The sequence below is a fragment of the Arthrobacter sp. P1_B3 genome (assembly GCF_056406615.1).
Genome location: NZ_JBFTZV010000007.1, coordinates 194772 through 217273 on the forward strand (window position 1 = coordinate 194772; position 22502 = coordinate 217273).

22 protein-coding genes are annotated in these 22502 nt (G+C 65.8%); 3 read left to right on the plus strand and 19 right to left on the minus strand.

Annotated elements, in window-relative coordinates:
• Positions 1-74: 74 nt before the first annotated feature.
• From AC1D2F_RS10970 to AC1D2F_RS10980, 3 genes are read right to left on the minus strand one after another with little or no spacing between them, the layout of a single operon-like run.
• A complete protein-coding gene (locus AC1D2F_RS10970; protein ID WP_476966714.1) occupies positions 75-1175 on the minus strand; it encodes an NADH:flavin oxidoreductase/NADH oxidase in 1101 nt (366 codons plus the stop codon).
• Positions 1175-2200, minus strand: coding sequence for a co-chaperone YbbN (locus tag AC1D2F_RS10975; protein WP_476966715.1), 1026 nt, complete (start codon positions 2198-2200; stop codon positions 1175-1177). The genes AC1D2F_RS10970 and AC1D2F_RS10975 overlap by 1 nt, the downstream gene beginning before the upstream one ends.
• Positions 2201-2256: 56 nt before the next feature.
• Entirely contained in the window at positions 2257-4119 is a 1863-nt protein-coding gene (locus tag AC1D2F_RS10980) for a hypothetical protein (RefSeq protein WP_476966716.1), read from the minus strand.
• Positions 4120-4312: 193 nt separating this feature from the next.
• Here AC1D2F_RS10980 and AC1D2F_RS10985 point away from each other — a divergent pair, with 193 nt between their 5' ends.
• Positions 4313-5617, plus strand: a complete 1305-nt coding sequence (locus AC1D2F_RS10985; protein WP_364748100.1) for an AI-2E family transporter — start codon at positions 4313-4315, stop codon at positions 5615-5617.
• 114 nt (positions 5618-5731) lie between these two features.
• Here AC1D2F_RS10985 and AC1D2F_RS10990 read toward each other — a convergent pair whose 3' ends face one another.
• Both AC1D2F_RS10990 and AC1D2F_RS10995 read right to left on the minus strand, forming a co-directional pair.
• Positions 5732-6529 carry an alpha/beta hydrolase gene (locus AC1D2F_RS10990; RefSeq protein ID WP_476966717.1) on the minus strand — a complete coding sequence of 266 codons (798 nt, stop codon included), beginning with the start codon at positions 6527-6529 and terminating at the stop codon, positions 5732-5734.
• Between the two features lie 10 nt (positions 6530-6539).
• Entirely contained in the window at positions 6540-6911 is a 372-nt protein-coding gene (locus AC1D2F_RS10995; protein ID WP_476966718.1) for an ATP/GTP-binding protein, read from the minus strand.
• A gap of 125 nt (positions 6912-7036) precedes the next feature.
• Here AC1D2F_RS10995 and nucS point away from each other — a divergent pair, with 125 nt between their 5' ends.
• Both nucS and AC1D2F_RS11005 read left to right on the plus strand, forming a co-directional pair.
• A complete protein-coding gene (gene nucS / locus AC1D2F_RS11000) occupies positions 7037-7732 on the plus strand; it encodes an endonuclease NucS (protein WP_026266819.1) in 696 nt (231 codons plus the stop codon).
• A 286-nt stretch (positions 7733-8018) separates the two neighbouring features.
• Positions 8019-8222, plus strand: a complete 204-nt coding sequence (locus AC1D2F_RS11005) for a cold-shock protein (protein ID WP_011692441.1) — start codon at positions 8019-8021, stop codon at positions 8220-8222.
• A gap of 237 nt (positions 8223-8459) precedes the next feature.
• On the opposite strand, the gene AC1D2F_RS11010 is transcribed toward AC1D2F_RS11005, so the two are convergent.
• The 14 genes from AC1D2F_RS11010 to AC1D2F_RS11075 form a co-directional block, all read right to left on the minus strand.
• Positions 8460-11117, minus strand: coding sequence for a bifunctional lysylphosphatidylglycerol flippase/synthetase MprF (locus AC1D2F_RS11010; RefSeq protein ID WP_476966719.1), 2658 nt, complete (start codon positions 11115-11117; stop codon positions 8460-8462).
• Entirely contained in the window at positions 11114-12490 is a 1377-nt protein-coding gene (locus tag AC1D2F_RS11015) for an alpha/beta hydrolase (protein WP_476966720.1), read from the minus strand. Before AC1D2F_RS11015 ends, AC1D2F_RS11010 begins: the two co-directional genes overlap by 4 nt.
• Positions 12491-12495: 5 nt before the next feature.
• Positions 12496-12927, minus strand: a complete 432-nt coding sequence (locus AC1D2F_RS11020) for a DUF2550 domain-containing protein (protein ID WP_229995284.1) — start codon at positions 12925-12927, stop codon at positions 12496-12498.
• Between the two features lie 10 nt (positions 12928-12937).
• Positions 12938-13222 carry a F0F1 ATP synthase subunit epsilon gene (locus AC1D2F_RS11025; RefSeq protein WP_090581408.1) on the minus strand — a complete coding sequence of 95 codons (285 nt, stop codon included), beginning with the start codon at positions 13220-13222 and terminating at the stop codon, positions 12938-12940.
• Between the two features lies 1 nt (position 13223).
• The gene (gene atpD / locus AC1D2F_RS11030) at positions 13224-14678 is read right to left on the minus strand and encodes a F0F1 ATP synthase subunit beta (RefSeq protein ID WP_090581405.1); all 1455 of its coding nucleotides are present in this window, start codon (positions 14676-14678) and stop codon (positions 13224-13226) included.
• A gap of 81 nt (positions 14679-14759) precedes the next feature.
• Positions 14760-15653, minus strand: a complete 894-nt coding sequence (locus AC1D2F_RS11035; RefSeq protein ID WP_229995283.1) for a F0F1 ATP synthase subunit gamma — start codon at positions 15651-15653, stop codon at positions 14760-14762.
• Between the two features lie 76 nt (positions 15654-15729).
• Positions 15730-17367 (minus strand): F0F1 ATP synthase subunit alpha, encoded by a 1638-nt coding sequence (atpA, locus tag AC1D2F_RS11040; RefSeq protein ID WP_229995288.1) that lies wholly within the window; start codon positions 17365-17367, stop codon positions 15730-15732.
• A gap of 89 nt (positions 17368-17456) precedes the next feature.
• Positions 17457-18281 (minus strand): F0F1 ATP synthase subunit delta, encoded by an 825-nt coding sequence (locus AC1D2F_RS11045; RefSeq protein ID WP_229995282.1) that lies wholly within the window; start codon positions 18279-18281, stop codon positions 17457-17459.
• Entirely contained in the window at positions 18281-18832 is a 552-nt protein-coding gene (locus tag AC1D2F_RS11050) for a F0F1 ATP synthase subunit B (protein WP_028276066.1), read from the minus strand. Before AC1D2F_RS11050 ends, AC1D2F_RS11045 begins: the two co-directional genes overlap by 1 nt.
• Positions 18833-18880: 48 nt before the next feature.
• On the minus strand, positions 18881-19099 hold the full coding sequence (gene atpE / locus AC1D2F_RS11055) for an ATP synthase F0 subunit C (protein ID WP_028276067.1): 219 nt from the start codon (positions 19097-19099) through the stop codon (positions 18881-18883).
• Between the two features lie 152 nt (positions 19100-19251).
• On the minus strand, positions 19252-20052 hold the full coding sequence (atpB, locus tag AC1D2F_RS11060) for a F0F1 ATP synthase subunit A (RefSeq protein ID WP_476966721.1): 801 nt from the start codon (positions 20050-20052) through the stop codon (positions 19252-19254).
• Positions 20053-20143: 91 nt separating this feature from the next.
• Positions 20144-20482 (minus strand): hypothetical protein, encoded by a 339-nt coding sequence (locus AC1D2F_RS11065; RefSeq protein WP_476966722.1) that lies wholly within the window; start codon positions 20480-20482, stop codon positions 20144-20146.
• A complete protein-coding gene (locus tag AC1D2F_RS11070) occupies positions 20475-20960 on the minus strand; it encodes a Cg1360 family ATP-synthase-associated protein (RefSeq protein ID WP_229995279.1) in 486 nt (161 codons plus the stop codon). The genes AC1D2F_RS11065 and AC1D2F_RS11070 overlap by 8 nt, the downstream gene beginning before the upstream one ends.
• A gap of 125 nt (positions 20961-21085) precedes the next feature.
• Positions 21086-22210: an MraY family glycosyltransferase gene (locus AC1D2F_RS11075; RefSeq protein WP_229995278.1), complete on the minus strand. Its 1125-nt coding sequence runs from the start codon at positions 22208-22210 to the stop codon at positions 21086-21088.
• Positions 22211-22502 lie beyond the last annotated feature (292 nt).

The window sequence follows — 22502 nt, forward strand, 5'->3', positions numbered from 1 at the left end:
CTCCGCCGGCGCGAAAAGGATCGTCCGCAAGGCGTAGGTTTCCGCCCGCGCGAACCGCCTCCGCCACCGGCGGTCTAAAACAAATGCCGGGGTATGGCCCGCTCGTACTGCGGCGGCCACGCAAGGTCATGGCCGAGCTCGAACGCGGCGCGCAGCCACCAGTGCGGGTCCCGCAGCGCGGCACGGGCTATGAACACGCCGTCGGCCTGGCCGGTGGCCACCGCGTGCTCGGCCTGCCCGGCTGAGGTCAAAAGTCCCACCGTGCCGGTCCTGACCCCGGCTTCGCGCCGGATCCGGGCGGAGAACCCGGTCTGGTACCCGGGGCCCACGGGAATCTGCTGGTGGGCAACGGCCCCGCCGCTGGAAACGTCCACAAGGTCCACTCCGCGCTCCGCAGCGGCACTGGCCATCCGGACCGAGGCCTCGGCCTCGATCCCGCCCGGCGCCCAGTCCGAGGCAGAGATCCGCAGCAACAGCGGCATGGAGTCGGGGATGACCGCGCGGACAGCGTCCACCACAGCGAGCGTGAGCCTGTTCCGGCCCGCCTCGTCCCCGCCCCAGCGGTCCGTGCGGTCGTTGATCAGTGGGCTCTGGAACTGGTGCAGCAGGTAGCCGTGGGCGCCATGGATTTCGATCGTGTCGAACCCGGCGTCGACGGCCCGCACGGCGGCGGCGGCGAAGTCGGCGATCACGCCGTCGATCTGCGCCTCCGTCATCGCCGAGGGCGGCGCGTAACCGTCGAACGCGCCGGTGCCGGGACCCACAGTGTCCCAGCCGCCCTCGGAGGCCGGCACACTGCCCTTCTTGCCTGAGAACGGCCAGTAGGACGACGCCTTCCGGCCGGCGTGCGCCAGCTGGGTGCCGATCTTGGTCTCAGCGGTGCCGTGGCGGTGCACGAAGGACGTGATGCGTTCCCAGGCCGCGGCCTGGTGGTCGTTGTAGAGGCCGGCGTCGCGGGGGCTGATCCTGCCCGCGGCGTTCACGGAGTTGGCCTCGGTGAGGATGAGGGCCGCTCCCCCGGTGGCAAAGGAGCCCAGGTGCATGAGGTGCCAGTCGGTGGGCACCCCCTCGCCCGTGCCGGGCTCGCAGCTGTACTGGCACATCGGGGACACCCAGCCGCGGTGCTGCAGCCGCAGGGACCTCAGCTCCAGCGGCGCGAAGAGTGCCGATCCCACTAGAACAGCACCCGGGCCAGTCCCTGGCGGGCCTTGGCGACACGCTCGTCACCGGTGCCGACGACGTCGAAGAGTTCCAGCAGCCGGACGCGGGCGGTCTCCCGTTCCGGGCCGAAGTTCCGGCCAATGAACGTCACGATCCGGCCGAGGCCGTCCTCGATGTGGCCGCCGGCGATATCCAAGTCCGCAACGCCGAGCTGGGCCTCGAGGTTGTCCGGCTCGTCGGCGGCGAGCCGGCGGAGGGCATCTGCCTCGGGCCCCGTGAAGGTCTGCAGGCGCGCCATGAGTTCCACCTGCGCCAGGCCCGCCTTGGCCTCGGCGTCGGCCGGCATCTCGTTCAGGGCCTGCCGGTAGGCGGCAGCCGCGGCAGCGTAGTCGCCGGCCTCGATCGCGTCGAACGCTGCCTGGTGCAGCGGCGGCAGCGGCGGGGCCTCCGGTTCCCCGCCGCCGGGACCGCCGGTGCCAATCTGTCCGGTCACGCCGTTGGCGGCCGCGACCTTGAGGAGTTCGTCGAACAGGCTGCGTACCTGCTGTTCGTCCGCGCCGCCCTGGAAGAGCGGAACGGGCTGGCCCTTCACGACCGCGACGGCGGTCGGCACGGCCTGGACCTGGAAGGCCTGGGCAAGTTCCGGGAAGACGTCGATGTCCGCGGCCCCGAGGACCAGCCGGCCATCGTAGCTCTCGACGATGTCTTCGAGGACCTCCACCAGCTGGCCGGAGCCTGGCGAGTAGGAGGCCCAGAGGGCGATCACCACTGGCACCTGGGCCGAGAGCTCCACGAGCTCCTGGAAGTTGCCCTCGGTCACGTCCACGCGCAGCGGGCGGCCGGAGTGGTCGGCGGCGCCGGCTGCCGGTGCGGGGCCTGCGGCAGAACCGGCCGGGCCGGCGGCCGCAGGACCGGGCGCGGCCGGTGCCGGAGAGGCCGGCGCCTGCCGCTGTTTCAAGGCGGAGAGATCGACGGCGCCGCGCAGGTTCAGCGGGCTGGCGGCAACGGGCGGGACCGGGCGGGAAGCTGGCGTAGTCATAGCTCCACTCTAGCCATTGAAGTCCTGCCCGGCGCCACCGCGCCCGCCGGCGAGGGCTACTTGAAAGCGGCCCCGACCAGGCCCCGGGTGGCGGCCACGAGTTTCATCGGATCCTTGGAACCGGCCGGCGGAACATAGACAGCCACCGACTCGGCGAAGTTCAGCACCATGCCGGTGCTGGTCTCCTTGCCGCCGGCCAGGGCGGCCGCGTCGTCGCCGATTGTGAGCTTGTCGCCGTCGGCCTTCGGAGTGCCGTCGAAGGAGAAGTTCAGGCGTCCCAGAACCAGTGCCCCGCCGTCGGCGGTGCGGAACACGACAGTGTTCTCGGGGGCCACCTTGTGCGTGAAGGCAAAGGTGCCGTTGACGCCTGAACTGACGACGTCGGCCTGGTAGGCGAGGGTGTCCGCGATGTACGGGGAGGACTGGCCCTCGACGAGCTTGTCCTTGAAGGCGGAGTCTGCCTTGCTCAGGCGGTCACCCAGCCCCGCGAGGGCTTCGTCGCCGCTGTACAGGAGTCCGGACTTGTCCGCGGATGCCAGCGTCTCCGTGCCGGCCCGCCCGATCGCCGGGAAGGTGGCACCGGGCTGCAGCGGCGTACTGCTGACCAGCTTGTAGTTCTCCCGGGGGGAGGCCTGGGTCAGGGTCAGCAGCTGCGGGACGACGTTGCCCTCGCCCTGCGTCACGGCCATGACGGAGCGGGGCCAGCTGCGCTTGTTGGTGACCACCGTGGTCAGCAGCTTCATGGAGCGGACAGGCATGCGGGCCTCGTAGGAGCCGACCTGCGAACGGACCTTGTAGTTCTGCGTGCGCACCTCGAGCTCGGACTTAGCCACGCGCGGCGCCAGCTTGGCGGCGTCCTTGGCAGCGTCTCCTGCATCGACAGCACCGGCAACCTGTTCCAGGACGCGGCGGAACTGGGCGTCCAGCAGCACCGGCGCATCGCCGGTCTGGTCCTCATTGGGAGTGCCCGGGGCCGCACTGTTGGAGGCCGGGGCAGCGGGTGTGGCGGCCGGTGCGCTCGGCGACGGCGCGGGCGTCTGGCTGGCCTGAGCGGCCACCGACGTTCCGGCGACGGCGGCGGCCGTCAGCACGGCCACCACGATGCCGGAACGGCGCGCCGTGCCGGAGCCCTTCTTCTGCTCGGATGCTGTCTTCTCGGGCGCTGAAGCGTCGGGTGCCGTCGAACCCTGTCCCGCGCGGCGTGCCGCGGCCTTGGCCTGCGCGCGGCGGACGAACGCGCTGCCGTCCCCGCCTCCGCCAGTCGGGTTGCCGCCGGTCGGGTTGCCGCCGGTCGGGTTGCCGGTCCGGTTGCGTGACTTCGGCTTGAGGACCAGCAGCGCCGCGCCGGCGATGATCAGCAGGCCGCCGAGCACCATGAGCGGAATGGCCCAGGGCGTCGAGGTGTCGTTCGGGAACGTCATCGTGATGGAACTCGGGGCGGGCTTGGTGCCGTCCGCCGCGAGGAGGAGGGACCAGTCGCCGTCGGCCGGCGCGTTCCACGAGTAGTCCATTTCACCGCTGGCGTTCTCGGTGGCGACCCAAAGGTCCGATCCGGCCGGAGACGGTGCGGCGGCGTCGCCGTCGGTATGCGTCAGCTGCAGCGACTTGCCGTCCTCCGAGACGCCGGCGACGGTGTTGTGCGCCGTCTTGCCCACCCAGGCGTCGACGTCGTCGGGCCGCCCGGCGGCCAGCAGGAAGGCACCCTCGCCCTTGACTTGGATCTTCACGGTCCCGGGGTGCAGCGTCCTCAGCTTCTCATCGAAGACGGTCAGCGGCGCGGCCGTACCCGTCGGAGCGGTGGCCGTAATCGTCTCCGGGGGAGCCCAAAACGCCTTCTGGCCAATACCGGCCAGCAGGGTCAGGAGGCCAAGCAGCATCAGGGCGACTGCAGTCTTGAAACGCAAAATACTACCAATCATCAGCGGACAGTTAGCTTCAATAGTAACCATTTTGTTACCCGCGAGTCAGATCGGCGCCCGGGCACACCCCCGCCCGCGGCTCCCGCGCCGGGTCCCCGCCCGTGAGCTGACAAGCCTGCTGATAGTGTTTGCGGTGATCATCACACCAGCGCCGCCTCAGTGGCGCCGCAGAGAATTAAGGGCATTCAACGCAGTGACTGAACATACGGATTCGTCCTCCGCCGGACAAGAAGAAGCCCAGGAATCCGACAGCCCGGAACGCGGCCCCGAGCAAACCGCCTCCACCCCCCGGCCCGCAACCTCCCGCCCCCGGGTTGCCGCGGCGAATGTCCTTTTGTCCGCGGCCCGGCGCCTGCGCCAGCCCCTGCCGGGAGCCCAGCCGAGAATCCGCTTCGAGATGCCGCCGGAGCATGAGGCCGAGGCCGGGACCGAGGCCCGCTTCGGCAGTCCCGGTCCGCGCATGTCGGCCCAGCACCCCCTGTATATGGGCTTCATGGGTACGGTCGGCGTCGGCTTCGCCCTCCTGGTCTACTGGATCGGGTCAAATACGACGCAGCTGCTCTTGTGGATCATCACGGCGCTCTTCATCACCCTGGGGCTGGACCCGGTGGTTCGCTGGCTCGAACGCCGAAATGTCCCCCGGGCCGCCGGCATCCTCCTGTCCGTATCCACCCTGGCGCTTGGAGTCGCCGCATTTTTCGCCACCCTGATCCCCACGATCGTGCAGCAGGTGACGCAAATCGTGCAGCAGGCGCCCAAGTGGGTCCAGGATTTCATTGACTCGGAATTCTTCCGGAGCGTTGACAGCCAGTTCGGCATCCGGGACCGCATCAGCCAGGAGCTGGAGAAGTTCGTCAACAACCCGGACGCCATGGGCGGCATCTTCGGCGGCGTTGTGGGCTTCGGCTCCACCGTGGCAAACGGACTGTTCGGCGCACTGATCGTGCTGGTCCTGAGCCTGTACTTCCTCGGCGCCCTTCCCGCGATGAAGAAATGGGGCTACCGGCTCGCGCCGCGCTCGCGCCGGGCCCGGGTTGAAGCCCTGTCCGAGGAAATCACCGGTTCGGTGGGCAACTACGTGATCGGCCAGGCCGCCGTCGCACTGCTGAACGCCACGTTCGCGTTCATTGTGATGTCGATCATCGGCGTACCGTTCGCCACGCTACTGGCGTTCGTCGTGGCCCTGCTGGCGTTCATCCCGCTGGTGGGCGGCATGATTGCCGGGTTCCTGGTGACGCTCGTTGCCCTGACCGCCGGCTGGCAGACCGCGCTTGTCTTCGCCATCTGCTATTTCGCCTACCTCCAGTTCGAGGCTTACTTCATCTCGCCGCGGATCATGCAGAAAGCCGTGGCGGTGCCGGGCGCCGTGGCCGTCATCTCGGTCATCGCCGGCGGCAGTCTGCTGGGCGTCCTCGGAGCCCTGATCGCTATTCCCACCGCGGCGGCCATCATGCTGCTGGTCAAAGAAATCCTCATCGCGCGCCAGGACAGCCGCTGACAGTTCCCCCTGGCAGCCGGTTTTCGCGCCGAAAAAGGACAGCCGCACCGTGGATCCCCGGCGCGGCTGTCCTTTTTCGGCGCGGATTTCCCTTTTCGGGCAGGCGCCGGCGGGTCAGGAGTGCGCCGTGGCGACCGGTCCGTCCCATTCCTGCGGAAGCACTGTTCCGGCGCTGCCGGGGATGACCTCATCCACGATCTCGTTGAGCACACGCCCGGCGTACTTCTCCCCCACCCACAGGTGCTTGGCGCCGTCGACCCCTAGCACCTGCGCCTGCGGTACCAGCGCGAACCTCGCGGCGGCATCAGCCGGCTGCAGGTAGTCGTCGTGTTCGGGGACCAGCACCTTCAGCGGCTTGCCCGTCCGGGCCCATTCCTTCAGGTGCACGTCCGTGGCCCGGTGCAGCGGGGGCGAGAGCAGGACAGCCCCCTCGATCTCCGAGGCGACGGGCTCAGCGGCGCCGTACATGAGGGCAAGCTCAGTGCCGAAGGACCAGCCCACGAGCCACCGGTTTGGCAGGCCCCGGTCCACGGCGAACTGCACGGCGGCCTCGACGTCCAGACGCTCGCCGATGCCTTCCTCGAAGGCTCCTCCGCTGGTCCCCCGCGGCGAAGACGTGCCACGGGTGTTGAAGCGCAGTACGGCGATTCCGGCGAGGGCCGGCAGCCGGTAGGAGGCCTTGCGGTAGACGTGTGAATCCATGAAGCCGCCGTGCGTCGGCAGCGGGTGCAGTGTAATGAGTGTTGCCTTGATCTCGCCGGATTCCGGGAGGGCGAGCTCGCCCACCAGCCGGTGTCCGTCCGAGGTACGGAGTTCGACGTTCTCGCGGTGGGCCGGAAGGACGGTGGACGCGCGGATGGCAGTCGGCTCTGACGGCTGGGTGAAGACGTGCGACGCGGGATCAAAAGTCATGCTGACCAGCTTAGCGATACCGATAGCTCCGTGAGGTCCAGCAGTTGGTATGCCAGTGGCGGCRCTCGGCGAGACCCGCGGCGGCGCCAAAGAGGTGGTCCTCGGACCAGACCACCAGGTGGGCGATCCCCGGCAGTACGGCGGTGGAGCAGCCCGGGCAGATGTAGGTCTTCTCGGCGCGGCTGGCGGTGATGGGGCGGACCATCCATTCACCGTCCGGCGCGCTTTCCCGCCGGGCGAAACCTGAGCGGGCGCGCTCCAGATCGAGCTCCGGCGCCGGGCCGTGTTTGGCCCCGGGGGCTTTGCCCTTTCCCGGCGCTGCGCTCTTGCCGGAGCCTGACTTTGCAGAACTGGCGCGGCGGGGTCGGTTGGAACGGGGCATGCCTCCATTCTGCCCCAGACCGGCTGCCAGTCTTTGCGTCACCGCCGCGGCACCGGTTGAGCTGCAGCCCCGCCGTCCCGCCGCCCCAGCCCGGGGACCCCCGCACAGACGGTAGAGTGGACCGGGTGCGTTTAGTCATAGCCCGCTGCTCCGTTGATTACGTCGGCCGCCTCAAAGCCCACCTCCCGCTGGCCACCAGGCTGTTGCTGGTCAAGGCCGATGGCTCGGTCCTGGTCCATTCCGACGGCGGATCCTACAAGCCCCTGAACTGGATGAGCCCTCCTGCGTCTTTGCGCGTCTCCACCCCGGATGAGGTCGACGTGGAGGTTGGCGTCGTCGAGCAGTGGACGGTCCAGTCGGCCAAGACCGATGACCGGCTCATTATCAATATTCATGAGCAGCTGCACGACACGTCCCACGAACTGGGCCAGGACCCTGGCCTGATCAAGGACGGCGTTGAGGCGGACCTCCAGCGGCTCCTGGCCGCCCAGATCGAATTGCTTGGCACGGGGTTCTCGCTGATCCGCCGCGAGTACTTCACGGCGATCGGCCCCGTGGACATCCTGGCCCGGGACGCGGATGGGGCCACCGTGGCCATTGAGCTCAAGCGGCGCGGCGACATCGACGGCGTCGAGCAGCTCACCCGGTACCTGGAACTGCTGAATCGGGACCCGCTGCTGGCTCCGGTCCGGGGAATCTTCGCCGCCCAGCAGATCAAGCCGCAGGCCAAAGTCCTCGCCAAGGACCGCGGAATTGACTGCGTGACCCTTGACTACGACGCCATGCGCGGCGTTGACGACAGCGAATCCAGGCTCTTCTAAGCGCCCTGCGGCAGTCTTTCCGCGGCAGCGATTCGCGTTAAGCGGTTCTTTGCACAAAATTTATGCATTTCTCCCGCTCGCCCGTTGACCTGACGCAAGTGTCATGAAATTCTTATACAAGTCTTTGTGTAGGTGTTATTCATGCTCGCAAGACATGTTGCGAGCGTGAAGCTCCTGCAGCCACGGTTCGGGAATCCGGTCCGTTGCCAAAGGTTCTTCTCGCAGAGTGACCAAGTGCGGTGTGAAGTGCGCCGGACTTATTCAGATCCACAATGAGGAGAAACAAATGGCACAGGGAACCGTCAAGTGGTTCAACGCAGAAAAGGGCTTCGGCTTCATCACCCCGGATGACTCCGATGGCGATGTCTTCGTTCACTACTCCGAGATCCAGACCGGTGGCTTCAAGACCCTCGACGAGAACCAGCGTGTTCAGTTCGAGATCGGCCAGGGCGCCAAGGGCCCCCAGGCTACCGGCGTAACGCTGGTCTAGTCTCTCGTCAGGAAGTGCTTTAGGGCATTCCCGGCACCAAAATGATCCCCGGCATTTGTGCCGGGGATCATTTTTTGTGCATTGTTGGCCGCGGCGTTTCAGGTCTTCGCCTTTTGGCCACGCCTCTATTGGTCAAGCGATATTGTTCATCCGAATTGCACGGCCGCGCGAATGCGTTTACGGCAGGGCCCGGATCCGCGCCAGGCGCGCCGGGCAATAACCGCCGGACCCGGCCGGCTAACGCACCAGGGTGCGCAGCAGACGTGCACTCTGCCGGACGGACAGCCCGGGAAGATACGCGCGGCTCAGAGCCCGGCCCATCGCGGGCAATTGCAGCGGATCCTGGTAATAGAGGTAAAGCGTGCGGTAGTCCGGTTTGAAGCGCGACTTGAACGTTGCCAGCGAGCGGAAGCCATAGATGKGTTCCAGGGCCCGGCCCACCACGTCCAGGATCCCGGCCAGCCCCTCAGGCCCGGCATCGCCGCCCCCGGCAGCGGCTCCGGCAGGACTCTCGGCAGTGTCTCCAGCGGGATCTCCAGCAGCGTCCCCGGCGTCGCTGCGCCGGGCCGCGTCGTCTGCGGCACGGTCCTTCGCCAGCGGCGAGCCGGAAAGGGAGATGACCTCGACCGTGCGCTTGAGTTCCAGCACGGCGGAGGCAATGAGGAACTCCATGACGCCAGGGAACGCGTCTCCGCGCCGGCGCATGAAGTCCAGGGTCCAGCTCACCAGCTGTCCGTCCTGGTACACCGGCAGCCAGCTCGTGACACCCTGCACGTGTCCGGCGGCGTCCACCGCCAGGCAGCACAGCACTTCGTCGTCGTCGAGCTCGTCGATGCCGCCGAGCGTGAAGCCCATCTCCGGCACGTGCTTTTGCGCCGCCCATTCCTCGGAGACCTCGCTCAGCTGGGCCCGCAGCGGGGCCGGGAATTCGCTGTAGCGCCCCCACACGGCTTCGACGCCGGTCTTCGCGGCACGGTTCAGCGCGGTGCGGACGTTCTGCCATTCCTTGCCCTTGAACTCGAGTTCCCGCACGGCGAGCCTGGTTTCCTGGGCCACGGCCACCCGGCGGAACCCGCGGGCCCGGAGCATCGGCCACAGGTCGGCGGTGCAGGAGTAGAAACACGGGATCAGGGCGTGCTCGGCGCAATAGCGCATGAAACCCGCCGCGGTCTCCTCATGGAGGGCAGCGGGTCCGAAGGGGCCCGCCAGCGTCAGGGCCACATTGCCGTGCTGCTGATAGGCCACCCCGCCGCGCCGGTCCGGCGTGAACCAGTATTTGTTCGGTTCCCAGAGCGCCATCCAGGACAGCGAGTCTCCGCCCTGGCGGATGAGGTCACGGGCCGTGTCCCGGTCCCCGAAGCCGACGTCGGTACTGTTCATCCCGGTACCATGCAGCCGCCGCCGCAGGACCAGCCAGACCGCGGCCAGGGCCACTCCCCAGAAGATGATGCCGGCATAGGCAAACAGAAAGGACTCGACGGCGTACCGGTTCTGGAAGAGCCTGCTGTAGGCGCCGGGAATGGGCAGCGGCAGGTACTGCCGGGCGAGTTCCGCGGCCAGGCCCAGCACTCCCCCGTCGCGGTCCATCCCGCCGGCCGCCAGCCACGCGACCGCGTAGGCTCCGGCCAGCCCCAGCCACGTCCCGCCTACCACGATGCCCAGGATCCCCCGGGCCCGCGGTGCCGTCTCCACCCGGAACTGCCGGCGGTTCAGCCAGAGCAGCACAACGAGCAGCAGCGGAACGGCCACGAGCGGAAGGACGTGGACGAAGCCGGAGCCCATCACGGCCGTGTGCGGCCGGTTGGGATAGTGCGGAATGCGGGCGAACAGGGCGAGGTACACGGCGGCCAGGGCTGTAACGCCGAGCTGGACGATGATGGCGATCCGCAGGGCCAGGCGGCGGCCGTGCCGCATGCCGTCCGCGCAGATCAACAGCAGGACCACCGGGACCACCGCCAGCGCGAGGCCCAGCGGACCGGCGAATCCGGCCCGGCCGGCCTCCAGGCAGCTGACATCAACCGTCCCGCCGCAGTTTTCCTCCAGCTGGCTCAGTGTGGGCAGCGGGTTCAGCACGACGTCACGCAACAAGGCCAGGGGCCCGGTGGGGCTGCTGACAGCTGCCGTGAGGATCGGTCCCACCGCGAAGATGGCGACCGTGAGCGCCAACAGGTTGCGCGTTTCGCGTCCCGTCGAACGGTGGCGGTGCAGGGTCCCCCGGTCGCCCTGGATCCACCAGCCCGCGGCCAGGCCGGCGAGGGCACCGGCGAGCCCCACCACCGTCTCCGGATGCCCGACGTAGAGCACCAGCAGCAGCGACGCGGACACGACGGCGGTCCGCAGCCGCCGTTGCCACAAAGTGGGCAGCAGCCCGCTGGCGGCCAGGGCCACGGCCAGGACGGCGGCGTAGGGGCCGATCAGCCGGGCATTGACCATGAGGCCGAGCCAGCCGTCGCCGATATACCGGGCCAGCTGGGTGATCAGCAGGAACACGGTCACAGCCGCGAACTGGCCCGCAAAGAAGAACACGGCTGTCCGCAGCGTCCCCAGATGCCGTTCAGCGAGGCCCAGAAGCAGGAGGATCATCAGTGATGCGGCGAGGTAGGCCAGCAGATTGGTGGCGAAGAACAGTGACGTGAACAGGGACCACCAGTGACCCGCCCTCAGCCCCGGAGCGTTGACGGAGGCGATGGGCAGCAGGGCGTTCGGCGGCCCGGACAGGAAGCTGCCCGTGACGGCACCGACGGCCAGGAAGGTCGCGAGGACCGCCAGGGTGAAGGGTACGGCGCGGAAGTGCGCCAGCGTCTGGCGCATCCCCTGCCGCCAGACGCCCAGCAACGGGCCCTCCGGCCCCGTGCCCGCCGCGGTCCGCGTGCTGCCGTTTTTGGTCTGGCTCATGGCGAGATCCCCCAGCGCCGGGCCAGGAAGTCCAGGCCGCCGGGCAGGCCGTTGGATGCTGTGTCCCAGGAGTGCCCCGCGTTGGCGATCCGGTGTGTTTCGACCGTGAACCCGGCGCGGCGTGCCGCGTCGGAGAGCACGTCCATGTAGCCGGTGAACTCCGGGTCGTGGTCTCCTGCGGCGAAGTACACGCCGTGGCCGTCGAAGCGGTTTTCCGCCATGACGCGGAGCGGGGTCAGCCGGTCGAAGGCCTCGGCGTCGGCGCCGAAGGAAGCCTCGATGGTCTTGGCGCGCTCCTTCGCGAGGGCCGGCTCGTCCTCGCTGGAGAAGGCCAGCGCCGCGCTGTAGACGTCGGGATGCCGCGTCACCATCTGCATGGCACAGGTGCCGCCGAACGAGAAGCCGCCCGCGGCCCACTGCCTGGGGTTCGGGTCGACGTCGAGCGTGCGGTTGATCCAGTCCGGCACGTCCCGCGCCAGGAAGGTGTCCGCCTGGGCAATCCGGCTGTCGAGGCACAGTGTGTTTGCCGTCGGCGAGCCGTTGGGATCGACCACCACCGCCACGGGCGCCACCCCGCCGTGCTGCGCAGCGAACCGGTCCAGCCGGATCCGGAGCGCGCCGCCGGTCAGCCAGTCGGCGGGGCTGCCCGGCTGGCCGGAAAAAAGGACCAGCACCGGCAGCGCGGGCCGGGGGGAACTCTGGTAGGCCGGCGGGAGATAGACGTAGGCGTCCCGGCTCTGGAAGCCGGAGATCGTGCCGGGGATGACCGCCTTGCGGATGACGCCGTCGGGAAGGTGGGCAGGTGCCTGCCAGTGGGCGAGCCCGGTGGAGGCCGGGCCGCCGGCCGCGCGCGTCAGGCCGGCCTCGAGCGGCTTGATCCGGGCTACTGCCGTTCCGGTGAGATCTCCGACGGTGTGGTTCAGGCCGAAGTAGATGTTGATCTGTACAGCGGCAAGCGCGAGGACGGCCAGAAAGGCGGCCGTGGCTGCGGCACCTGAACGCCAAGGTTTGGTGCGGCTGCGTCCGCGGACCCGGAGACCGAACAGGCACATGATCCACAGGAGCAGGGCGCCGACGCCAACTTGGGACCAGACGAGGGTCTCCCCAGGCAGTTCGGCGGGGAAGACCGTGATGGCGTAGATCAGGAACCAGTGCACGGCCGCGACCAGCAATGCGGCGAACAGGGTCACGGCAGCGACGACGACGGCCGCACCGGGCAGGCGACGCCTGATGTGCCCAGAAGCGGTGTGCCGGAAACCCGGGTGCCGCAGGGCGGCGTGCCAGAGGAGGTAGGCCAGGCCCGCCGCACCGGCGGCCCACGCGAGCCACACCACCGGGCCGTCGACCAGGCGGAGGCTGTCAAGGTAGTCCACCGAGGCTAGCGCCAGGTGCCGACGCCGATGACCGGTCCGGCCTCAAGCCAGGATGACAACCCTGTGTAGGCATCGAAGCGCATCGCGAGAAGGACCTGCCGCCCCTCGTAGCGGAGCTCCACGATCACCGCGTCGGGCTGGACCTTGAGGAGCTCGGATTCGGTGGGCTTGCGCCGGCCAAGGAGCTCCAGCGAGCTGCGCCGGAAGGTGTGCTTGGGACGGACGCTGAGTGAGACCAGGCGGAACCACTCGAGGTCGTTGTCCTGATAACGACAAACCCCCATCTGCCAGCTTTTTCCAGCCGTGCAGATGGAGGCGTCCACCGTGCCGAGGGCGCGCCGCAGATTGAAGCGGCGCACCCCCATGAGGCACAGTGCAAATACCAGCAACGCAAACGCAGTTGCCAGGACGATGAACGGCAAACCAATACTGTTCATCAAGGTCGTGCTAGCGGATCCCCGCAGTAGCCGCTTCGCCCATTTGGGCGTTGTCAGCAACAATGACCACCCTGTTGTTGTCAACGGAGAAGAATCCCCCGTCGACGGCTACAGAGATGCGGTCACCGGACACCGGCTCGATTGCCAGCTCACCTTCGGCCAGAATCGCCAGCAGGGGCGAGTGGCCGGGCAGGATTCCGATTTCACCATCGCTGGTGCGGGCCTTGACCATCTTGGCCGCTCCGGACCACACGAAGTGATCCGCTGCGACAATCTCAACCTCAAGCTCAGCCATATTACTTGGTCTGTTCCTGGATCTTGGCCCACTGGCGCTCGACGTCGTCCAGGCCGCCGACGTTGAAGAACGCCTGCTCTGCAACGTGGTCAAGTTCGCCGTCGCAGATCGCGGTGAAGCCTTCAACAGTGTCCTTGATGGATACTGTGGAGCCCTCGACGCCGGTGAACTGCTTGGCGGTGTAGGTGTTCTGCGAGAGGAACTGCTGGATGCGGCGTGCACGCGACACGACGATCTTGTCTTCTTCAGAGAGTTCGTCAACGCCGAGGATGGCGATGATGTCCTGAAGTTCCTTGTTCTTCTGCAGGATCTGCTTGACGCGGACGGCCGTGTTGTAGTGGGCCTGTCCGATGTACTGCGGATCCAGGATGCGGGAGGTCGACGTCAGCGGGTCAACGGCCGGGTACAGACCACGGGAGGCGATTTCACGGGAAAGTTCCGTGGTCGCGTCGAGGTGTGCGAAGGTCGTGGCCGGAGCCGGGTCGGTGTAGTCATCTGCGGGAACGTAGATGGCCTGCATCGAGGTGATGGAGTGGCCCTTGGTGGACGTGATGCGCTCCTGGAGGAGACCCATCTCGTCAGCCAGGTTGGGCTGGTAGCCCACAGCCGACGGCATGCGGCCGAGGAGGGTGGAAACCTCGGAGCCTGCCTGGGTGAAGCGGAAGATGTTGTCGATGAAGAGCAGCACGTCCTGGTTCTGCACATCGCGGAAGTACTCCGCCATGGTCAGGGCGGACAGTGCCACGCGCAGACGCGTTCCCGGCGGCTCATCCATCTGGCCGAATACAAGGGCGGTGTCCTTCAGGACGCCGGCCTCTTCCATTTCGACCCAGAGGTCGTTACCTTCACGGGTACGCTCGCCGACACCGGCGAACACCGAGGTGCCACCGAAGTTGCGGGCAACACGGGTGATCATTTCCTGGATCAGCACGGTCTTGCCGACGCCGGCACCACCGAACAGACCGATCTTGCCACCCTTGATGTACGGGGTGAGGAGGTCGATCACCTTGATGCCGGTCTCCAGCATCTCGGTGGAGCCTTCCAGGGTCGCGAAGGCGGGAGCCTTGCGGTGGATCGGCCAGTAGTCGGAAGCCTGGATCTCGGACTCGTCGACGTCCAGCGGCTTGCCCAGCACGTTGAAGATGTGACCCTTGACGCCGTCGCCCACGGGCACGGTGATCGGGCCGCCGGTGTCTACAACGTTGGTACCGCGGACAAGTCCGTCGGTGGCCTGGAGGGAGATAGCACGGATGAGGTTGTCGCCCAGGTGCAGGGCAACCTCGAACGTGACGGTTCGGGTCTCACCGTTGAGAGTGATCTCGGTGGTGAGTGCGTTGTAAATCGAGGGGATTGCGTCAGCCGGGAATTCGACGTCGACAACCGGGCCAATAACACGTGCAATACGACCGGTAGCACCGGACGTTGCGGCTACGTGATCGGTAGCAGTGGCAGTCATCTCTCTCACTTCACTCAGTAGATGGCGTGGGGTTAAGTTTATTCTTTGGTGCAGGTACAGCTGGATCCGGGCTCGTGCTGGCTAGGACGCGGACAACGCGTCGGCACCGGCAACGATTTCGGAAAGCTCCTGCGTAATTTCAGCCTGGCGGGCAGTGTTGCGCAGACGCGTGTACTTCTTGATGAGATCCGTCGCGTTGTCGCCGGCGGACTTCATCGCGCGCTGGCGGGCTGCGAGCTCGGAAGCTGCTGCCTGCAACATGGCGGCGAAGATACGTGATTCGATGTAGCGCGGCAGCAGGGCATCGAGGACCTGCTCCGTTTCCGGCTCGAATTCGTAGAGGGGAAGCAGGTCCGATTCGGACGCGGCTTTCTCTTCGACGACCTCGAGCGGCAGCAGACGAACGACCGTCGGCTCCTGGGTCACCATCGACTTGAAGCGGGTGTAAACGACGTGGATTTCGTCGACGCCGCCCTCTTCGTAGGCGGTAGCGAAATCAGCCAGCAATGCTTCGCTGACTTCCCGCGCGGTCGCAAACTCCGGTGCATCCGTGTTGCCGGTCCATACGCGAGCGTATTCACGGTTCCGGAAGTCGAAGTACGCCTGCGCCTTGCGGCCGACCAGGAACGTCTTGACTTCCTTGCCTTCCGCGTGGAGCAGCTCATTGAGGCCTTCGGCCTGCTTGAGGATGCTCGCCGAGTAAGACCCCGCGAGGCCACGGTCCGAGGTGATAACCAGGACGGCGGCCCGGCGGATCTGCGCCGGCTCGGTGACCAGGGGGTGGTCGATTTCGCTCTGGCTTGCGACAGCAGAAACGGCACGCGTGATCGCGTTCGCGTAAGGCAGTGAAGCTGCTACGCGTGCGCGGGCCTTGCCGATGCGCGAGGTAGCGATCAGTTCCATCGCCTTGAAGATCTTGCGCATCGACGTCGTCGAGCTGATCTTCTGGCGGTAGACCCGGATCTGGGCTCCCATACTTATCCTTTCCTAAGATCCCGATGGCCGGGACTGCCGAAACCCGTGCGGGTCCCGGCAGTCCCTGCCAGCGAAACTAGCGCTTCTGCTTGACGATTTTTTCCTGGTCGACCTGATCCTCGCCGATGGGGGCGTGCTCCTCGTGCCCCGCACCGACCAGGAGGTTGTCTCCCTCGCCGAAGAAGCCCTTCTTGAAGTCCACGATTGCGGTCTTCAGCGCTTCAGCGGTGTCATCGTCCATGACGTTGGTCTGGGCCAGCGTCGTCAGGATGGAGGACTTGTGCTTGAGGTGCTCCAGGAACTCGGTCTCGAAGCGGTTGATGTCTTCAACCGGAACCTCGTCGAGGTGGCCGTTGGTGCCGGCCCAGATGGAGACAACCTGGTTCTCGATCGGGAACGGCGAGTACTGGCCCTGCTTGAGCAGTTCCATCAGGCGTGCACCACGGGTCAGCTGCTGGCGCGATGCGGCGTCGAGGTCCGAGGCAAACATGGCGAAGGCCTGCATGTCGCGGTACTGGGCCAGTTCCAGCTTCAAGGTACCGGAGACCTTCTTCATGGACTTGACCTGGGCGGCGCCACCAACACGGGAGACGGACACACCGACGTCCACAGCGGGGCGCTGGTTGGCGTTGAAGAGGTCCGACTGCAGGAAGATCTGGCCATCGGTGATGGAGATGACGTTGGTCGGGATGTAGGCGGACACGTCGTTCGCCTTGGTCTCGATCAGCGGCAGGCCGGTCATCGAGCCTGCACCGAGCTCGTCGGAGAGCTTGGCACAACGCTCCAGCAGGCGGGAGTGCAAGTAGAAGACGTCGCCCGGGTAGGCTTCGCGTCCCGGCGGGCGGCGGAGCAGCAGTGACACTGCACGGTAGGCCTCGGCCTGCTTCGACAGGTCATCGAACACGATAAGGACGTGCTTGCCGCCGTACATCCAGTGCTGGCCGATAGCCGAGCCGGCGTACGGTGCCAGGTACTTGAAGCCTGCGGGGTCAGACGCGGGGGAAGCCACGATCGTGGTGTATTCCAGTGCGCCGTTGTCTTCCAGGGTCTGGCGGACAGCCGCGATCGTGGATGCCTTCTGGCCGATGGCTACATAGATGCAGCGCACCTGCTTGGTGACATCGCCGGAAGCCCAGTTGGCCTTCTGGTTGATAATCGTGTCGATTGCAATGGCGGACTTGCCGGTCTGGCGGTCACCGATGATCAGCTGACGCTGGCCGCGGCCGATCGGGATCATGGCGTCGATAGCCTTGAGTCCGGTCTGCATCGGCTCGTGAACCGACTTACGCTGGGTCACGCCGGGTGCCTGGAGTTCCAGGGCACGGGTGGTCTCGGCCTTGATCTCGCCGAGGTCATCGATGGGCTGGCCCAGCGGGTCAACCACGCGGCCGAGGAAGGCGTCGCCAACCGGCACGGACAGAACCTGTCCGGTGCGGTGGACTTCCTGGCCTTCTTCGATTCCGGTGAAGTCACCGAGGATGATGACGCCGATCTCGCGGACGTCGAGGTTCTGGGCCAGGCCCAGGGTGCCGTCTTCGAAGCGAAGCAGCTCGTTCGCCATGACCGAGGGAAGGCCCTCAACACGACAGATGCCGTCACCTGCGGTTGTTACACGGCCGACCTCTACGCGCTCTGCGTTTCCGGGTTCGTAGGACGCCGCGAACTCGTTCAACGCATTACGGACGTCGTCGGCGTTGATGGTCAATTCGGCCATCTGCAGTCCCTGCTCTCCTGTTTTCGTGATCATCGTTGCTCACGATGACCGGGGTTTCTTGTCGTTAGGTTTGTGCTTGTCCGGCTTAGCTAAGCAAGCTGACGCTGGAGCTGGCCCAGGCGGCCGGCGACCGAAGCGTCAACCACTTCGTCACCTACCTGGATCCGGATGCCACCGATCAGTGCCGGGTCAACGTTCATGTTGATCTTGAGCTCGCGCCCGTAAAGGGCGTTCAGCCCGGTCTGCAGACGGCTGGTCTGTGTCTCCGACAGCGGACGGGTGACGTTGACCGTTGCAATCCAGCGCTGCTGGCGCTTGGCGGCAAGCTCGGCGAAACGGCGAACCAGCCTGGTGACCTTGAGCCCGCGCGGAGCCGTGACGGCCTGTCCGATCAGGACTTTCGCTTCCTCGCTCGCACCAGGTACGAGCTTCTCGGCGAGGGTCACCTTGGCGGCCGGGCTGGCCTGCGGCTCGGACAGAGCACGCTGGACCTCGTGGCTGGACTCAACGGCCTGGTTGAAGGAGAACAGATCGTTCTCCAGCGATTCAAGTCCGGTGAGCCCGGAGGCAGAGACGGCCGACTTGTTCTCGGCAACAGCGATGACCACCGAAGCGGCAAGAGTCTCGAGTGCATCGCCGATATCCCGTGCCGATGCCCAGCGGGAGCTGGCCAGTCCGGCCGCGATTTCAACAGCGTCAGCGGATACTTTCCCGCTGAAGAGCTGCTTGACCAGCGCCGACTTTTCGTCACCGCTGCGGGACGGGTCAGTCAAGGCGCGGCGCAAGCCTGCCGAGCTGTCCACCGTTCCCAGGATTCCGAAGAGTTCCTTTGCCAACTGCAGCGACGCGGTGGGAAGCTTGGCCTCCAGTGCCGCCAGCGCAGCGGCCAGCGATTCGCTCGATACACCTGCCATTACTTAGCTACACCCGCGTTCTGGTTCTCCAGATCTGCCAGGAAGCGGTCCACCACTCGGGCCGACCGTGCATCGTCGCTCAGAGCCTCGCCGACAATGCGGCTCGCCAGCGTCGTGGCCAGCGTGCCGACCTCCGCGCGGAGCGACACAACGGCCGCCTGGCGCTCGGATTCGATCTGCGTGTGGGCCTGCGCGGTGATGCGGGCAGACTCGGCAGCCGCCTTCTCCTTCAGCTCTGCAAGGATCTGGGCGCCTTCGGCGCGTGCTTCCTCGCGGATGCGGTTGGCTTCGGTGCGGGCTTCCGTGAGCTGCTGCTTGTACTCTTCGAGTGCTGCGGAGGCTTCGGCCTGGGCCTTTTCGGCCTTGGCGATGCCGCCCTCAATGGCCTCGGCCCGCTCTGCAAAGGTCTTCTCGAACATCGGGACAACGTACTTGACCACGATGAACATGAGGAGAGCAAAGCCGGCGAAGACGACAAGCATCTCCCAAGGATTGGGAACGAGGGGGTTAGTACCGCCTTCGGTGGCGGCTGAGATGATCGCTTGATTCATATTTCACCCGTCCTTATCTACTCGGTTCTGGATTTTCGGTTGTTCTGTTTACTTGAGAACGAACGCGAAGACCAGGCCAAGGATGGCGAGGGCTTCAGTCAGCGCAAGGCCGAGGAATGCGATCGGCTGCAGGACGCGCTGGGCTTCCGGCTGACGTGCCACGCCGTTGATGTAGGCAGCGAACACGAGACCCACACCGATACCACCGCCGATGGCGGAGAGGCCGTAGCCGACGAGGTTGAGGGAGCCGTTGATGGAGCCTTCCATTTTTTGTTCCTTTCAAGATGCCACCCATGTGGCAGGTTGTTTGGTTTGCTTCATCCCCTAGAGGGGAAGACTATGTTGTGCCTTTGGCGTTGTGCCTTTGGCGTTGTGCCTTTGGCGTTGTGCCCCTGGCGCAGCGCCTTTTGGCGTTGTGCCTAGTGGCTGTCGGCGTGGAGCGCGCCCTCGATGTAAATCGCGGTCAGCAGCGTGAACACGTAGGCCTGCAGCACCATGATCAGTGCTTCGAGCATGTACATGGCGATGGCGCCGCCAAGGACGAGTACGGACGCGCCCTTGAGGAGAACGCTTTCCTGCATCACGAGGAATTCGATGCCCGCACCGGAGATCATCACGATCAAGTGGCCGGCCAGCATGGTGGCGAACAGACGGAGGCTGTGCGTGACCGGGCGGACCAGGAAGTTGGAGATGATCTCGATCGGGACGACGATCGGGAGGATGTAGAACGGCACACCGGAAGGAACCGTCGCGAGCTTGAAGTACTTCAGGCCGTTCCGCTTGATGCCGATGCCGATCCAGGTGACATACACGATCGCTGCCATCACGTAGGCTCCGCCGACGTGCGAGAAGGTCGGAAGCTGGATCAGCGGGATTGCACCGTAGATGTTGTTCACGAGGATGAAGAAGAACAGGCTGAACAGCAGCGGGACATACTTCATGAAGTCCCGGCCGCCGATAATGTCCTTGGCGATGCCGTTGCGGACGAAGCTATAGGCGGCCTCGCCTGCGAACTGCAGCCTGCCGGGAACGAGCTGCTGCTTCCGCGCAGCGATCACAAAGAATGTAGCGATAATGACAACCGACAGGATTACCAGCAGCATCTGCTTGGAAAATCCTTCGGCCGCACCCCAGGGGATGATAGCCGGCAGGTGAAGTTCTTCAATTCCAGGAGGCGTGAAGGTTCCTGAATCTTGGGCCGGGAGCGCAAGCGCGATCAACGCGTTTCCTCTCTGCAGTGTCCATCATTGGGCGTTGGGCGGGGACCGGCGACATTGGTGCCCGCCTCTCCCCCTGTAAAATTATTTGGCATTACTGTTCCTCGTCCTGGGACGGGCCACGTGCAGCATTGCCGTCACCAGCTGAAGTTCTGTTACTGGTGAGGCCGTGCATATGAGAAAGATAGAACCCTCCCGCAGCTCCAAGCAGAGCGCCTGCGAGCACAATCCAGCGGGTTCCCCACAGATTATCCAGTCCCCACCCTATCAAACTCCAGACGATGATTCCGCCAACAATGTAGCTGAAGACGGCGATCCCGGCGTTGTATCCGCCGTCGCTGCCATCCGTCGATACACCGGGGGCACCGGCTGTAGTTTTAGGTGTTTTGACTGACTTGATATTTGGTATGCGTCCGGCTTTGCGGCTAAACATCGGTGCCGTCTTTTCGGGTTTCGGGGTCGTTGTAAATCTGGAGCCTCGCCTTGCTGAAACCGTAAATTTCGGCAGCCTGCCAAAGCACCACGGTCACGACGGCGCCGATCAGGAACCAGCGGCCGTGCAGCCAGGCCGGAGCCCCGATGACGAAGAGGACCACGGCAAAGCCGACAACCTTGACGAAGTACGTCGCGACGAACAGTCCGATCGCTCCGGAGGGGTTGTTGCGGCCGACAAAGTGGCCCACCGCCAGGCTGATGGCGAAGAACGCCATCACCAGCGCTCCCCCGAAGAGGGCGGACCAGAACCCCAGGGCGCCGTTGAAGATGAAGGCGGCGATGCCGGTCAGCACCAGGGCGGCGGCGGAGACTGCGGAGCTCATGGCCAGCAGTCTGAGCCACAGGGATTTTGTGGGGCCAGAGACGCCAACGGGTCCGTTGCCGGAAGCGGGTCCCGGTTCGGCGTTGGAGGTCATGAGATCCCAATCGTCGCTGGCGTGAGGCTGGTCAAGGTGGGCGGCGAAGCACCGCCACTGAATTCTACATTAGATAGAAATTATTCGGTAAAGCGCGTCAGAGCAGGATCCTCCTGCATGCCGGGCTACTCGGGAGTGCGGGCCATCTGCCGCGGTCCCCGCTGGCGCAGGTACGGCCAGGCAGTCACCACGGCCATGATCGCCGCGGCGGCCAGATCGACGGCGAGGACTATGTGCCAGGGGAAAATCGCGAAGGCGAGCCCGCCGAAGGCAAGGATGCAGGTCCACAAGTACATCAGCACGACGGCGCCGCGGTGCGAGTATCCGATGTCCAGGAGTTTGTGGTGCAGGTGTCCGCGGTCCGCAGACCACGGCGAACGGCCCAGTGCGGTTCGCCGCACAACCGCCAGGCCCAGGTCCAGCAGCGGCAGGAACAGTACTGCGAACGGCAACAGGATGGGGATGACGGTGGGGATACCATTGGCCCGGTCGTAGAGGCCGGAGCTGATCTGGCCGGTGGAGACGACGCCGGCCGAGGCCATCAGCAGGCCGATCAGCATGGCCCCGGAATCGCCCATGAAGATCTTCGAGGGAAACCAGTTGTGCGGCAGGAAGCCGACGCAGCTGCCGACCACCACGGCGGTCAGGAGTGTGGCCAGGTCCGAGCGGTCGAGCAGGACGGCCGTGCGGTGGACCCAGTAGGCCGTGAGGAAGAACGCCGCTCCCCCGATAATCGCCACGCCTGCGGCGAGGCCGTCCAGGCCATCGATGAAGTTGAAAGCGTTCATCGTGGTCACGATCAGCCCGGCGGTCAGCACGATGCTCACGGCTTCGTTCTCAATCACGAACGGCTCCGGGATGAACGGGATGACCGTCATCCGGACTCCCCAGATGGCCACGACCAGCGCGGCGGCGCTTTGGCCGATCAGTTTGACCCACCACCGAAGATCCAGCAGGTCGTCCGCCATGCCAACCAGCACGATCACGGCGGCCCCAGCCAGGATTCCCCACGGTGCCGTGTTGTTCCGGAAGATGTCCTTGACGAAGAACGAATTGCTCGCCATGACCAAGGCCACCAGGACCCCCGCGAAGATGCCCAGGCCGCCGAGCCGGGAGATCGGTGTGGAATGCATGTCGCGGCTGCGGATCGGGGAATACAACTCGAGCTTGTTGCCCACCAGACGGGCACCCCAAGTCGCCGTGTAGCTCACGATCGCTGCCGTCAGCATCATGAGCAGGTACATGATCACGGGAAGACCACCAACCCGGTACCGTCAGTACCGTCAGCGCAGGCAACCCACGCCGGCACGTTCCGCAGCAGCGGACACACCAGTGAGTTGCGGAAATGGGGTGGATTCAATTGCCGTGGAACTGTCTTTCGAAAAATGAAACTTCTCCGTCGCCGTGCGCAGGGCAGGCAGTGCGTAGTGCCTGACAGGGCTGTATTACAGTGGACTCTAGTCAAGATACTAATGCCAACGGCCACCTGTCTTCGCGTCACACGGCCCTCCGCCGGCGGGAAAACCACTGACGGTCGTGATG

What these genes read in the sequence shown, in the direction of transcription:
- AC1D2F_RS11035 (WP_229995283.1), bottom strand. Translation starts at nt 15,653, where the DNA reads ATGGGAGCCCAGATCCGGGTCTACCGCCAGAAGATCAGCTCGACGACG.
- atpD (WP_090581405.1), bottom strand. Translation starts at nt 14,678, where the DNA reads ATGACTGCCACTGCTACCGATCACGTAGCCGCAACGTCCGGTGCTACC.
- AC1D2F_RS11070 (WP_229995279.1), bottom strand. Translation starts at nt 20,960, where the DNA reads ATGACCTCCAACGCCGAACCGGGACCCGCTTCCGGCAACGGACCCGTT.
- AC1D2F_RS10975 (WP_476966715.1), bottom strand. Translation starts at nt 2,200, where the DNA reads ATGACTACGCCAGCTTCCCGCCCGGTCCCGCCCGTTGCCGCCAGCCCG.
- AC1D2F_RS11025 (WP_090581408.1), bottom strand. Translation starts at nt 13,222, where the DNA reads ATGGCTGAGCTTGAGGTTGAGATTGTCGCAGCGGATCACTTCGTGTGG.
- AC1D2F_RS11045 (WP_229995282.1), bottom strand. Translation starts at nt 18,281, where the DNA reads ATGGCAGGTGTATCGAGCGAATCGCTGGCCGCTGCGCTGGCGGCACTG.
- atpE (WP_028276067.1), bottom strand. Translation starts at nt 19,099, where the DNA reads ATGGAAGGCTCCATCAACGGCTCCCTCAACCTCGTCGGCTACGGCCTC.
- AC1D2F_RS10980 (WP_476966716.1), bottom strand. Translation starts at nt 4,119, where the DNA reads ATGATTGGTAGTATTTTGCGTTTCAAGACTGCAGTCGCCCTGATGCTG.
- atpA (WP_229995288.1), bottom strand. Translation starts at nt 17,367, where the DNA reads ATGGCCGAATTGACCATCAACGCCGACGACGTCCGTAATGCGTTGAAC.
- AC1D2F_RS11020 (WP_229995284.1), bottom strand. Translation starts at nt 12,927, where the DNA reads ATGAACAGTATTGGTTTGCCGTTCATCGTCCTGGCAACTGCGTTTGCG.
- AC1D2F_RS11065 (WP_476966722.1), bottom strand. Translation starts at nt 20,482, where the DNA reads ATGTTTAGCCGCAAAGCCGGACGCATACCAAATATCAAGTCAGTCAAA.
- AC1D2F_RS10990 (WP_476966717.1), bottom strand. Translation starts at nt 6,529, where the DNA reads ATGACTTTTGATCCCGCGTCGCACGTCTTCACCCAGCCGTCAGAGCCG.
- AC1D2F_RS11050 (WP_028276066.1), bottom strand. Translation starts at nt 18,832, where the DNA reads ATGAATCAAGCGATCATCTCAGCCGCCACCGAAGGCGGTACTAACCCC.
- AC1D2F_RS11005 (WP_011692441.1), top strand. Translation starts at nt 8,019, where the DNA reads ATGGCACAGGGAACCGTCAAGTGGTTCAACGCAGAAAAGGGCTTCGGC.